Genomic DNA, 12,900 nt, shown 5'->3' with positions numbered 1-12,900 from the left:
AGTTTGTGGTAAGCACTAAAGTGCTTAGAAAATTAAGGACTAAAGTCCTTACTACGAACTTGCTTACCGAGCAATTTAAAATCCAAAATTGCCGAACATCGCATTACTAAGGAAATTGTTGGCGGCTAATTTGATTTCTAAATAGCGGCTTGGGCTAAAAGGGGATCGAGTTGACTTTGTGTGTCTAATTGATAGAGGTCATCGCAGCCGCCAATGTGCTGGTTATTGATAAAAATTTGTGGTATGGTACGGCGACCGTTGGCGCGTTCTGCCATTTTAGCTCTGGCTGCTTCGTCGCCGTCGATTTTGTATTCAGTAAAATTTACACCTTTCCACCACAGCAGTATTTTGGCACGAATGCAGTAAGGACAAGTTTGCCATGTGTAAAGTTCGACATTGGCTTTGACTCGTTCTGGATGGCGATTTAAGAGGGGATTAAGAAAGTCTAGCATATTGAGCTTAAGCAAAGTTTTAACTATGTCTCTAGCCTAGATCATTGCTTACCGCATCGGCGCTGGAACCCACTTTTGGAAACTTTCTAAATGATTCCAATAAGCCAAATATCCAGTTAATGCCCAAATTAGAGCGGCTATTATTAGCACTGCTACGCCAATTAGTCGCCAAGTTCGGTTGGTTTTCCAATAAAGAGTTGGTGCTGCAAAAATACCACCTAATCCAGTTAAAATAAAGCCGATTCCCGATAAAAGCGGTTGCTTTGTCAAATTCAAGTTGATGATGCGGATACCAACAACGATCGCAACTGCACCAGCAAAGAAGCCGTAAATTGCGATTGTCAATAAATCCCAACCTTGAGCAAGAGCGATCGCAGCCGCAATAAACAAGATTCCAAATAAAACACTTGTCTCACCGAAGGCAATATTAAAGCTACCCACTACTGGCCAGGTGAAGGTCATGTGTAAACCAGTTGTGAGTGCGATCGCACCCGTAATTCCAAATCCCGGAATCCACGGTCTTTGATTTGAATTATCTATACCACGGTACACATAGTCAGCCAGTAGAAATAACCCAGCTACCATGTTGATTAACATGAGGGTGATGTAGTCGATAAACACGATTAACCTCTGAATTTGACAAGCTCTTTACTTTGCGCCTCGTTACTTTGCGCCTCGTTTTTTAGTTTTTAGTGAATTTACCAGTTTTTTCATTTATTATTTTAGACCTAAAGATAAACACTGAAGAAAAGCAATGTTCTAGATATACACTGCTACCCATTTGTGCTAGTTCTTAACTTAGTTGCTTTTGAACACGCTTTATACTGGAGTAGTAGGGGTAGAAAATCAGGATGTCTTAACTGGCACTTTTCTAACGAGTTAGCAGTAAAACTTAACTTTCTTCCACGTGTATCCGCCCTTTGGTAGACTTGAAGACTGAAATAGCCAGATAAAGCGGCGGAAATTCAAGCAGTTGAGAGGGCAGACTCTGTGGAAAATACACTTGGGTTAGAGATTATTGAAGTAGTAGAGCAAGCCGCGATCGCATCCGCAAAGTGGATGGGTAAAGGCGAAAAAAACATCGCTGACCAGGTAGCTGTGGAAGCTATGCGGGAGCGGATGAATAAAATCTATATGCGGGGTCGCATTGTGATTGGGGAAGGCGAACGCGACGATGCGCCTATGTTATACATCGGGGAAGAAGTTGGTATTTGTACCCAACCAAATGCCAGTAGTTTGTGTAACCCTGATGAACTAATTGAAATTGACATTGCCGTTGACCCCTGTGAAGGTACGAACTTGGTAGCTTATGGACAACCTGGTTCGATGGCTGTCTTGGCAATTTCTGAAAAGGGTGGATTATTTGCTGCTCCTGACTTTTACATGAAGAAGTTAGCAGCACCTCCCGCAGCTAAGGGCAAGGTAGACATCAACAAGTCAGCCACGGAAAACCTGAAGATTCTCTCTGAGGTTTTAGACCGGGGTATTGATGAACTTGTAGTAGTAGTCATGAAGCGCGAACGCCATAACGATTTAATTAAAGAAATCCGTGAGGCTGGAGCGAGAGTCGCCCTAATTTCAGATGGTGATGTGGGTGCAGCTATAAGCTGCGGTTTTGCTGGAACTAATATCCACGCGCTGATGGGTATCGGTGCGGCTCCTGAAGGTGTAATCTCGGCAGCTGCAATGCGTGCTTTGGGTGGACATTTCCAAGGTCAACTGATCTACGACCCCGCAGTAGTAAAAACAGGTCTGATTGGAGAAAGCAAAGAAGCTAACCTCGATCGTTTAAAGTCTATGAATATCAATGACCCCGATAAGGTCTATGATGCTCATGAACTAGCATCTGGTAAAACTATTCTGTTTGCTGCTAGCGGCATTACCAGTGGTAATCTCATGCAAGGTGTACGTTTCTTCAAGGACGGGGCAAGAACTCAAAGCTTGGTTATTTCCAACCAGTCGAAAACTGCTCGATTTGTTGACACAATTCACTTGTTTGGTGAACCAAAAGTTCTCCAACTGAACTAATTTTTAGGGAATGGGAAATGTAAAAGTAAAGATAAAGCATTTGGAAATAAATCTTTCTATAAAATGGAAAAATATTCACCCAAATGTTTCATCCTTACACTAGTTAGTAGTTAGTATTTAGTGATTAGTTATTGTTTGTTGGTTGAAAAAACTATCAACCAATAAATAGTAATTCCCCATTCCCTATTTCTCACTCAATGCCCGATTGCCAACTACCAATTAGTAACTACGATTTAGCAAATGAATATAGCAGTGGTGGGGTTAAGCCATAAAACAGCCCCAGTAGAAGTCCGGGAGAAACTGAGCATTCCAGAACCACAAATTGAAAGTGCGATCGCTCATCTGGCCAGTTATCCCCATATTGATGAAGTTGCAATTCTTAGTACTTGTAACCGCCTGGAAATCTATATTGTTACCAGTGAAGCAGACCAAGGTATCCGGGAAATAACGCAGTTTCTTGCGGAATACAGCAAATTACCCGTGCTTTCTCTGCGACAACACTTGTTTATGCTGCTACATGATGATGCAGTGATGCACGTGATGCGGGTAGCAGGTGGTTTAGATAGTCTGGTTCTTGGAGAAGGTCAAATTCTGGCTCAGGTGAAGACTACTCACAAACTGGGACAGCAATATAGCGGTATAAAAACCATTTTGAATCGATTATTTAAACAAGCACTGACAGCTGGTAAGCGGGTTCGTACTGAAACTAGTATTGGTACTGGCGCTGTCTCTATCAGTTCGGCGGCTGTAGAGTTAGCGCAGATAAAAGTGGCAAATTTAGCTGCTTGCCGAGTGGTAATTTTGGGTGCTGGTAAAATGTCGCGGCTGCTGGTGCAACACCTACTTTCTAAAGGTGCTGTGGAAATTAGTATTGTAAATCGCTCTCGCGATCGCGCCCATGAATTAGCAAAGCTGTTCCCTCAACAACCGATCAAAATTCATCCAATATCAGAAATGATGGCAGTAATTGCCGATAGTGATTTGGTATTTACAAGTACTTCGGCAACAGAGCCAATACTTGACCGTGCCAAATTAGAAATGGTTTTAGAAGTTCAGCGCTCTTTAATGTTATTTGATATTTCTGTGCCGCGTAATGTTCATGCGGATGTAAATGAATTGGAAAATGTGCAAGCGTTTAATGTGGATGATTTGAAGGCAGTAGTAGCGCAAAACTATGAAAGCCGTCGCAAGATTGCACAGGAAGCCGAGAAACTTTTAGAGGAAGAAGTGGAAGCCTTTGATATTTGGTGGCGCTCTCTGGAAACTGTTACCACTATTAGCTGTCTGCGAAATAAAGTCGAAACCATCCGCGAACAAGAGTTAGAAAAAGCTTTGTCGAGATTGGGTTCGGAATTCGCTGAAAAACATCAAGAGGTCATCGAAGCATTAACGCGGGGAATTGTCAATAAAATTTTACATGACCCGATGGTGCAATTGCGATCGCAGCAAGATGTGGAAGCTAGACGGCGCTGTATGCAAACTCTGCAAATGCTGTTCAACCTCGATGCAGAGGAACAGTTTAGTTAAATTGAACAACAAGCAAGATCCCCGACTTTTTTAAGAAGTCGGGAATCTGAGCTTTGAAATTAGATATACTTCTAATTAGATAGATGTCTAATTAGAAGTTAGTTATGCAACCAGAGCAATTTAATATCTTACTGCGCTTTTTCAAGGCATTAGCGGATGATAGCCGATTGAAGATTATAGGTATTTTGGCGAATCAGGAATGCAGCGTCGAAGAATTAGCGGTGCTACTGCAACTCAAGGAACCGACAGTATCCCATCATTTAGCGAAACTTAAGGAGCTAAATTTGGTGACAATGCGTCCTGATGGTAACAGCCGTCTATATCAATTGGATAGCGAGGCTTTACAAAGCATTAGCAAGGAAATTTTTACACCTGAGAAAATAGCATCCTTGATAGAGGATGTGGATACTGAAGCTTGGGAAAGTAAAGTGTTGAAAAACTATTTTGAGGACAATCGCCTCAAAGAAATTCCTGCTAGTCGGAAAAAGCGTCTAGTTATTCTTAAGTGGTTAGCAAACCAGTTTGAAGTGGGAATCAACTACCCTGAACGCCTTCTAAATGACATTCTCAAACGCTACCATCCTGACTGCGCCACCCTGCGACGGGAGTTTATTGCTTGCCAGTTAATGCAGCGAGAAAATGGGATTTATTGGCGTACAACTTTCATATAGCAATCCTAAATCATTCGTGAAAAGTTAGATCCCCAACTTTTTTGAGAAGTCGGGGATCTGGACACCGAGAATTTTCACAAATCAAATCGGATTGCTATATGAAAGTTGTGTATTAGATTTCAGTGACAAGGAGATGACGGATGTTAGTGGATGGATGCCTTGCTTGCAGTGTGCTGGCTGGAAAAGTACAAGCGCCTGGTGGAGTTATTTATGAAGATAATTACTGGGTTGTAGAACATTCATTGAATCCTGTTTTATTGCCAGGATATTTAATTATCAAACTCAAACGACATTGTGAACATTTAGCGGAACTTACATCAGAAGAAGCAAGTGCTTTAGGTGAAATTATTCAAAACTCTTGTTCAGCACTTTCACGAGTAGTTAAACCAGCTAAAATTCATGTTTGTTCATGGGGTGAACAAGTCAACCACATCCACTTCCACGTTATTCCTCGTTCATCAGCTATGCCTGTAGGAAATCTCAAACTGTTAATTTATCTACGAATAAAAAAGTTACTCAATCAGCTAGGTTTAGGCAAGTGGGTAAGTGATGCAGAAGCAGCAGAAATTAGCCAAGAACTTAAACAGTATTTTAAAATGGAAATATAATCAAAAAATTTTAGCCGCGCAATAACCGCACAACCATAGGTCGTATCTTTATGCAGTTAGAAACACAAAAATTCTATTACACACCTGAAGAGTATTTAGAACTTGAAGAAAAGGCTCAATATAAAAGCGAATACCGTGATGGAGAAATTGTACCGATGACGGGTGGCACTACAAATCATAATAAAATTGCTTTGAATTTAGCTGCATCCTTAAAAATTGCTTTCAGGCGTAAAAATTATGATGTCTATATTGGTGATGTGCGTTTGTGGATACCTCGTTATCGGCAGCATACATATCCCAATGTGATGGTGATTGAGGGACAACCTATTTATACAGGAACCAGCACAACAACGGTGATGAATCCAATGTTAATTGCTGAAGTTTTATCTAAATCGACTAAAAATTATGACCAAGGCGACAAGTTTTTTTATTATCGGTCTATTCCAGAATTCAAGGAATATATTTTAATTGACCAATATCAGTATCATGTGATGCAGTATATAAAAACTGCGGAAAGTCAATGGTCATTTACTGAACTTGAAGATGATTCTGCAACTTTATCACTGCAAACGGTTGATTTTCAAATTGAATTGCGCGACCTTTATGAGCAAGTCAATTTTGCAGAAAATAATGAAGATTAAAACAATGGTGTAATTGCGATCGCAGCAAGATATGCAAACTCTGCCAATACTATTTAATCTGGATGCAGGGGAGCAGTTTAGTTAAACTCAACAACAAGCAAAATCCCCGACTTCTGTAAAAAGTCGGAGATCGAAACTTTTCGATTTTCACAATAATTGTTCTGGATCAATTCCCCGCTCTTGCAGTCGTGTCAATAAATCTTGATATCGTTGGCGTTCTTCCTGCAATTGTTGGAGAGCTGCTTCTTTGGCTTGACGTTCTTGTGTACGTATTTGGTCAAGCTCAACGGGTGTAAGAAATTTATATCCATCAAGGCGATATATTTCTAGAGTTTGTGGGGTGAGTTCAAAGCGGATTCCCAAACGGGGACTTATCCACCCGTAAATCTGGTTAATTTCTTGCAACCAATCTTCTGAGCGCAAAAAACCTGTTAATTCATTTCGGTCTGGGTCGTAAATGTAATATTCTTCAACTCCATAGCGTTGATAAAACAGGAGTTTCTTTGCCATTTCTTTAGTTGTATTACCAGGAGATAATATTTCAAACACTACCTGTGGCGGAATATTCTCTTCTTCAAATTGCTTGTAATAACCCCTATCTCCCTTAGGTCTGCCAAACACTACCAGAGTATCAGGTGCTTGTTTGATATTAGGATTATCTTTAACTGGATACCAAAATAAATCTCCAGCAATGAATACATCTAATTGCGATGCAAATAAAATTTCTAAATTTTCTTTAATAGTTACTATCCAACGAAATTGCTTGGTATTATCCGCCATTGGTTTTCCATCGCTTTCGAGGTAGATGACCTCAGATGCGGTATTAGGAGTGATTACCATAATGCTACGTCTCCACTCTTCGAGTTTCTCATAGTTTGGGACGGTTCCAAGTGATAGGTTCGGTCGCTACCAAAGTTATTCAATAAATTTGTGTTTCTTCCTCTGTAAAGATAGGAGGCCACAATTCAGTAATCGGCAATTCCCAACCGGGAAAAAGTTCTGGTATAGTTAAAATATCGCCATTTTCTAAAACTGTCGGTTCGCCCGTAGAGCGATAAATTGTAACTGTCTCTTCATCAGGATCGATTAGAATCCCAACGATCGCTCCTAGTTCTATAAATTTCAGAATTTTGGCTACTATAAGTTTAATTTTATCACTCTGAGATTTAATTTCCACCACCAAGTCAGGGACAAGTTCTCCAAAGTAACGCGGACTTTGGAGAAGTCGGGAAGCTCGAACAAAGGAAACATCGGGTGCTTTGAGGTTTGTATCTGGCATGATGAAGCCGCCTGCAGAATCAAATACTCTTCCCCAACGACGAGGATTTATCCAAGCAAATAGAAAGGCGATGAGACGACTACTGATTTCGCTGGATACAATATCTGACGGGCCTATTATGGAAATTTTCCCATTCTCGAGTTCCAGCTGGTAATCTAAACCTGCTTCGGTAAAAGCTGTTTGAACTTGCTCTAAATCTCTGACTGTCATCATTGACATAAAAAGCTTTTTCCACTGAGATATACAACTCAATTTTAACAAGAGCCATTAAGCCACTTTTAAAGACTTATCTAATGTTTGTGGATCTGGTAAAGGCTGACCATCTTCTAAGTACGATTCGATTAACATTTCTAAAACTTCCTGAGCATTTTTTAAAGCCTCCTCATAAGTGTCTCCATGAGTACAAGGCTGCATAATATCTGGGAAATCAGGTAATGAAACTACATAACATCCATCTTCATTTGACCATTGAATTAATATAGTATATTTCATGGTTCTGGTTCCTCTTGTTCCTCAGTTTCTATCTTATTTAATTCTTCTAGTGCTTCATTAACCTGCTTTTCTAAATATAGTTTAGCGTCACTACCATCTTTACCAGCAATGATAATAGCTTTAGATAATTTTGGATGTATCCATTTGCTATGATTTCCCTTCGCAGCTTTATAAGTAAACCCCGATCGCAGTAATAAACTTTTCAGTTCTCTAATTTTCTTGGGCATATACTAATTTGTCTTTTAGCCAAGATTAGTTGGGCATTTCATATAAGTTTATTTTCCTAAATAAGCCTCTAAAACTTTGGGATTAGTTTGAATTTCTGCTGGTGTACCGTCAGCCAAATTTTGCCCTTCAGCAAGCACCCAAACACGATCGCACAAGGACATAACCACATCCATATTGTGTTCGATAATCAAAAAGGTCATCCCATCTTGACGGTTCCAAGTGATAATGCGATCGCAAATATCATCAATCAGTTTCGGATTCACCCCAGCAGCTGGTTCATCCAACAAAATTAACTTGGGGTTAGTCATCAGCGCCCGCCCCATTTCCAGCAGCTTGCGTTGTCCACCAGACAAACCACCAGCATAATCGTGTGCTTTTTTTGCCAACCCCACTGATTCTAATAGGAACATTGCTCGTTCTTCGAGTTCCTTTTCTTCCTTAGCGACAACGTGCGGTTGTAGCTGCACCTGCCAAAAATTTTCACCAGTTTGTTTTTGCGCCGCCAGTAGCATATTTTCTAACACCGACAACCGCGAGAGAGTTCGTGCAACCTGAAAGGTGCGGATTACTCCTTGCTGGGCGATTTGATATGGTTGCAAATTGTGAATCGGTTCGCCGTCAAAAATCACTCGTCCCTTATCAGGGCGGATGAAGTTTGAGAGTAAGTTAAATAAAGTAGTTTTACCAGCACCATTGGGGCCAATCAAACCCGTGATACTGCCTTTAGCAACTTCGATTCTGGCCTCATTTACTGCTTTGACACCACCAAAGCTTTTAGAAAGTCCAGTGGCTACCAAAAGGGAAAGTGGGGATGAATACTTATTTACCAAGGGTGAGTTCCTCCTTTTTCCCTAAGATACCTTGAGGACGCCAAATCATCAGTACCATCAAAATTAGTCCGATTACCATGATGCGAAATGCGCCCAAACGTGCTTCATCAAGGGGAACGATTCTAGGTAAGACTTCTCGCGTCAGCGCATCGTAAGCAAAGAAAATTACTGCGCCTAAGATGGTGCCGACATTATTCCCAGAACCGCCTAAAATCACCATTATCCAGGTGTCAAAGGTTAGTTGCGGTTGGAAGTTATCAGAGTAAATAGCGCTGAGTTGCCAAGCAAAGAATGCACCAGCGATACCCGCGATCGCACCTCCAAGCATGAGAGATTGTAATTTATACCAAAAAACATTTTTTCCCAGTGCCTTGGGAATTTCTTCATCTTCGCGGATGGCTTTGAGAATTCTACCCCAAGGCGATCGCACCAAAATTTCTAACCGCCAGTATACAAATGCTAAAACCAACAACAACACCAGCATTAAACCTGCTTTTGGGTTGTAGTTGTACAGTCGGATCACCCCAGAAATATAAATCGCTGCTGCCAAAACTGCTAGCACAATTCCCACACCCAAGCGCGATGCAAATTCTTGCTTGCTAGTCATCCTTTTGCCTAAATCAGTAGTCCGAGATATTTGGGTGGTACGAATCCATCGCCACAACGTAAAGAAAGTTACAGCAGCCAGCAGCGTTAAAAGCCCAATCATTACTAATCTGACAAACAAAATTGGCTCTGTGGATAGGGGTATGGGATAACTTTGTACACCAGACGTCCCAGATATCCAGGTGTCACCCACAGGTAAATCCTGGTTATTCACCACCAAACGAATTAATTCGCCCGTGCCAATGGTGACAATTCCTAGATAATCTTCCCGTAAGCGGAGAGTTACAAAACCAATTATCAAACCCAACAAAGCAGCGACAATTGCCCCAGCCACTGCCGATACAAGTAGGGGTACGCCCTTTAAGCTTAACAATGCCGTTGTATATGCTCCCAGAGTCATGAAAGCAATATGACCAAAGTTAATTAATCCCGTAAAGCCCCACTGTAAATTCAGTCCTAGTCCGAATAGAGCAAAAAGTGCTGTAGAAATTGCTAAGAAAATTAGATAGTCAACCATATTAAATTATTTGGGAATTGGGCAAAACAGTTCCGAGTGCTGAGTGCTGAGTTAGGAGTTAGGAGTTAGGAGTTAGGAGTTAAAAATTATTTTCTCCCCTGCCTCCCCTGCCTCCCCTGCTCCCCTGCCCCTCTGCCCTCCTCCCTGGGCGAATAAATTTTAGCGTAGCTTGAGCGTAACTAATTTTATGGGAATACTATTTATTGTTGGTGTTTGGTGGTAGGGAATAATTAACGTATGAATTTGCTGCGGCTTAGAATGCATCACTTAATCGAGCAGTTAGGCGATGACGATTTGCAAGACATTTGGAATGTTCTCGAAGCTTTACATTATGACTTTTATATGCTTAAAGCCATACAAAAAGTCAAGCGATCGCAGCAACCGTGGGATATTTTAACCCATGAAGAAGCGGTAAGACTGTTGATGTTTTTCTGATTCAGCAGCGCTTTCTTCTCTTGTGCCAGTGGCCCCTCAAATTTTGGTGAAGGTAACGCCCAGTGAGTCTGGAAATGCGCTATGCCAGGTCTTTTTTACTAGACCTGAAAAATTTAGAACCTGCCGCCTACGAGCGGGTGCATGATTTTGTTTTTATTGAGTTAGCCCAAAAGTGGCAGCTGAGTGATTTAAAAGAACTACGACAGCTTGATAGTGAAGGCATTTTTCACCGCTTCACCCTCGATAATTATCTGATTGGTATAGAAATCAGGGGTGAAATTGTGAAATTTCTGCGTGTCATTCCTATGCCAGATGTTTAAAGTCAAGAGTCAAGGGAACACTTAAAACTGTAAACTGTATAAGGCTAGGCAGGGATCGCTATAACCTTACATTAAACTGGTTTTTGAAAAACACTTTATTTGAGATTTCCCTATGGATGCTAGGGCACTTTGGCAACGATACCAAAACTGGTTATATTTCCACGAGGGATTGGGGCTGTACTTAGACGTGAGTCGGATACGCTTCGATGATGCCTTTGTGGAATCGTTGCAGCCGAAGTTTGACAAGGCGTTTGCGGATATGGCTCAACTAGAGAAGGGTGCGATCGCAAATCCTGACGAGAACCGCATGGTTGGACACTACTGGCTGCGAAATCCTGATTTAGCGCCAGCTCCAGAACTTACACAAGAAATAGTCCAAACTCTAGAACAAATCGAAGCCTTTGCGGAAAAAGTCCAAACAGGTGCTATTCATCCTCCTAGAGCAAGCCGCTTCACGGATATTATCTCCATCGGCATTGGTGGTTCCGCTCTCGGCCCCCAATTCGTCGCGGAAGCTCTCGCTCCTGATTTCCCGCCCCTGAAAATTCACTTTATCGATAACAACGATCCGGCAGGTATCGATCGCGTTCTCAATCATCTCCGAAATAGTCTCGCCAGCACTTTGGTATTGGTGATCTCTAAATCTGGGGGAACACCGGAACCTCGCAACGGCATGATTGAAGTTAAAAAAGCCTACGCCGGACACAATTTGGAATTTGCTCAATATGCGGTAGCAATTACCAGCGTTGATAGCAACCTCGATAAACTAGCCAAAGATGAAGGCTGGCTGGCGAGATTTCCGATGTATGACTGGGTAGGAGGACGCACCTCAGAAATGTCTGCTGTGGGGCTAGTACCAGCAGCATTACAGGGCATTGATGTTCGCGCTATGCTAGATGGTGCAAAAGAGATGGATGACGCTACCCGCGTCCCAGATGTGAAAAATAACCCAGCAGCCTTGCTTGCTTTGTCTTGGTACTTTGCAGGTAACGGAAAGGGCGAAAAAGATATGGTTGTTCTACCTTACAAGGACAGCTTATTTTTATTCAGTCGCTATTTGCAACAGCTGGTGATGGAATCCTTGGGCAAGGAGAAAGACTTAGACGGCAACGTTGTCCATCAAGGTATCGCCGTTTATGGCAACAAAGGCTCAACAGATCAACACGCTTATGTCCAGCAATTACGCGAGGGTGTAGCGAACTTCTTTGCTACCTTCATCGAAGTGTTGGAAGATCGTCAAGGCCCATCGACTGAAATAGATCCAGGAGTTACAACAGGCGATTATCTTTCCGGTTTTCTCCAAGGAACCCGACAAGCGCTTTATGAAAATCACCGCGATTCGATTACGGTCACGATTCCCCAAGTTAATCCCCGAATTGTAGGGGCATTAATTGCTTTGTATGAGCGTGCTGTTGGTTTATATGCTAGTTTGGTCAACATCAACGCCTATCATCAACCAGGCGTAGAAGCTGGCAAAAAAGCTGCTGCTTCCATTCTTGATTTACAAACACGAGTGGTAGCAGTGCTACAAAAAGAAAAAACTCCCCTTACTCTTGACGAACTCGCCGAGAAAGCAGGCGCATCAGACCAAGTTGAGGCAATTTACAAGATTTTGCGTCACATTCATGCCAATCAACGGGGTGCAGTTTTACAAGGCGATCTTCATAAACCCGGTAGTTTGACCGTTTCTGCTAGCTGATAGCTTTAGTCTACTAAATCTCACCTATTTCCGGCAGGAGGCTCCCACTGACCTGAGTAGAGGTTACACCGACCTGAGTACAGGTACGGTGTAGGTAATTTACATTTTGTCCATAATTGTTGTCTCAGCAACAATTTTTTATTGTGAAGCATCCTAGATAGAAAATATATCTTCTATCTAGGATGCTTCACTGTATAATTCGTAATTCGTAATTATCCCTCTTCTGTCACTCTCCGAAAACATTTACCATTTCTGAATTCTAGAGCTTTTGTATAGCAAGCGTAGGCGAGCATTTACCGCAGGCATCGCGCGATTCTTTTCTAATAACAAATACAAGACCGTTTTTTTTCTAATAGTATAGCTTGTATCTATTGCCTCATCAGGCTTAAGCGCGATTGCCCTCCCGGAGAGTGACAGAAGAGGGTTATAGCAACCGCCAAGGCAGTTAGGACATTGGTGATTGCTCAAAACCTTGAAATTACTGGGTTTTTACTCAGCACGGGCTAAACGCCCCGCTTCCGCTAACAGCACTCAGCACTTTGCTATAAGTTTCATAACTCAATACCG

16 protein-coding genes are annotated in these 12,900 nt (G+C 41.9%); 8 read left to right on the top strand and 8 right to left on the bottom strand.

All coding sequences use genetic code 11. The features are described from left to right. Positions 1–137 precede the first annotated feature (137 nt). Positions 138–452: a glutaredoxin 3 gene (gene grxC, locus RMY63_RS01250; protein WP_322726944.1), complete on the bottom strand. Its 315-nt coding sequence runs from the start codon at positions 450–452 to the stop codon at positions 138–140. 48 nt (positions 453–500) lie between these two features. Next, on the bottom strand, positions 501–1,073 hold the full coding sequence (locus tag RMY63_RS01245; protein ID WP_322726943.1) for a DUF981 domain-containing protein: 573 nt from the start codon (positions 1,071–1,073) through the stop codon (positions 501–503). A 369-nt stretch (positions 1,074–1,442) separates the two neighbouring features. On the opposite strand from RMY63_RS01245, the gene glpX reads away from it, so the two are divergent. The 5 genes from glpX to RMY63_RS01220 all read left to right on the top strand — a co-directional run bounded on the left by glpX (position 1,443) and on the right by RMY63_RS01220 (position 5,927). After that, positions 1,443–2,480, top strand: a complete 1,038-nt coding sequence (glpX, locus tag RMY63_RS01240) for a class II fructose-bisphosphatase (RefSeq protein ID WP_292776153.1) — start codon at positions 1,443–1,445, stop codon at positions 2,478–2,480. Positions 2,481–2,720: 240 nt separating this feature from the next. Continuing rightward, positions 2,721–4,007 (top strand): glutamyl-tRNA reductase, encoded by a 1,287-nt coding sequence (locus tag RMY63_RS01235; protein ID WP_322726942.1) that lies wholly within the window; start codon positions 2,721–2,723, stop codon positions 4,005–4,007. A gap of 104 nt (positions 4,008–4,111) precedes the next feature. Continuing rightward, positions 4,112–4,678: a metalloregulator ArsR/SmtB family transcription factor gene (locus tag RMY63_RS01230; protein WP_322726941.1), complete on the top strand. Its 567-nt coding sequence runs from the start codon at positions 4,112–4,114 to the stop codon at positions 4,676–4,678. Positions 4,679–4,818: 140 nt separating this feature from the next. Next, positions 4,819–5,286 carry an HIT family protein gene (locus tag RMY63_RS01225; RefSeq protein ID WP_322726940.1) on the top strand — a complete coding sequence of 156 codons (468 nt, stop codon included), beginning with the start codon at positions 4,819–4,821 and terminating at the stop codon, positions 5,284–5,286. A gap of 50 nt (positions 5,287–5,336) precedes the next feature. Beyond that, entirely contained in the window at positions 5,337–5,927 is a 591-nt protein-coding gene (locus tag RMY63_RS01220) for a Uma2 family endonuclease (protein WP_322726939.1), read from the top strand. Positions 5,928–6,074: 147 nt separating this feature from the next. Here RMY63_RS01220 and RMY63_RS01215 read toward each other — a convergent pair whose 3' ends face one another. The 6 genes from RMY63_RS01215 to RMY63_RS01190 all read right to left on the bottom strand — a co-directional run bounded on the left by RMY63_RS01215 (position 6,075) and on the right by RMY63_RS01190 (position 9,879). Beyond that, on the bottom strand, positions 6,075–6,767 hold the full coding sequence (locus RMY63_RS01215; protein WP_322726938.1) for a Uma2 family endonuclease: 693 nt from the start codon (positions 6,765–6,767) through the stop codon (positions 6,075–6,077). Positions 6,768–6,846: 79 nt separating this feature from the next. After that, on the bottom strand, positions 6,847–7,425 hold the full coding sequence (locus RMY63_RS01210) for a Uma2 family endonuclease (RefSeq protein ID WP_322726937.1): 579 nt from the start codon (positions 7,423–7,425) through the stop codon (positions 6,847–6,849). Between the two features lie 48 nt (positions 7,426–7,473). Continuing rightward, entirely contained in the window at positions 7,474–7,698 is a 225-nt protein-coding gene (locus RMY63_RS01205) for a type II toxin-antitoxin system HicB family antitoxin (protein WP_322726936.1), read from the bottom strand. Continuing rightward, positions 7,695–7,925, bottom strand: a complete 231-nt coding sequence (locus RMY63_RS01200; RefSeq protein WP_322726935.1) for a type II toxin-antitoxin system HicA family toxin — start codon at positions 7,923–7,925, stop codon at positions 7,695–7,697. Before RMY63_RS01200 ends, RMY63_RS01205 begins: the two co-directional genes overlap by 4 nt. Before the next feature lie 48 nt (positions 7,926–7,973). Then, positions 7,974–8,756, bottom strand: a complete 783-nt coding sequence (locus tag RMY63_RS01195) for an ABC transporter ATP-binding protein (RefSeq protein ID WP_322726934.1) — start codon at positions 8,754–8,756, stop codon at positions 7,974–7,976. Beyond that, the gene (locus RMY63_RS01190; RefSeq protein ID WP_322726933.1) at positions 8,746–9,879 is read right to left on the bottom strand and encodes a branched-chain amino acid ABC transporter permease; all 1,134 of its coding nucleotides are present in this window, start codon (positions 9,877–9,879) and stop codon (positions 8,746–8,748) included. Before RMY63_RS01190 ends, RMY63_RS01195 begins: the two co-directional genes overlap by 11 nt. A gap of 237 nt (positions 9,880–10,116) precedes the next feature. Between RMY63_RS01190 and RMY63_RS01185 the strand changes: the two genes are divergently transcribed. The 3 genes from RMY63_RS01185 to RMY63_RS01175 all read left to right on the top strand — a co-directional run bounded on the left by RMY63_RS01185 (position 10,117) and on the right by RMY63_RS01175 (position 12,333). Continuing rightward, on the top strand, positions 10,117–10,314 hold the full coding sequence (locus RMY63_RS01185; RefSeq protein WP_104907481.1) for a hypothetical protein: 198 nt from the start codon (positions 10,117–10,119) through the stop codon (positions 10,312–10,314). 62 nt (positions 10,315–10,376) lie between these two features. Then, the gene (locus RMY63_RS01180; protein ID WP_251959737.1) at positions 10,377–10,634 is read left to right on the top strand and encodes a cytotoxic translational repressor of toxin-antitoxin stability system; all 258 of its coding nucleotides are present in this window, start codon (positions 10,377–10,379) and stop codon (positions 10,632–10,634) included. Positions 10,635–10,746: 112 nt separating this feature from the next. Next, positions 10,747–12,333, top strand: a complete 1,587-nt coding sequence (locus RMY63_RS01175; protein WP_322726932.1) for a glucose-6-phosphate isomerase — start codon at positions 10,747–10,749, stop codon at positions 12,331–12,333. The last annotated feature ends 567 nt before the right edge of the window (positions 12,334–12,900 follow it).

The sequence above is a fragment of the Nostoc sp. ChiQUE01b genome, from assembly GCF_034531255.1.
Classification (GTDB): domain Bacteria; phylum Cyanobacteriota; class Cyanobacteriia; order Cyanobacteriales; family Nostocaceae; genus Nostoc.
This window is presented reverse-complemented; position numbering and strand designations above follow the sequence as displayed.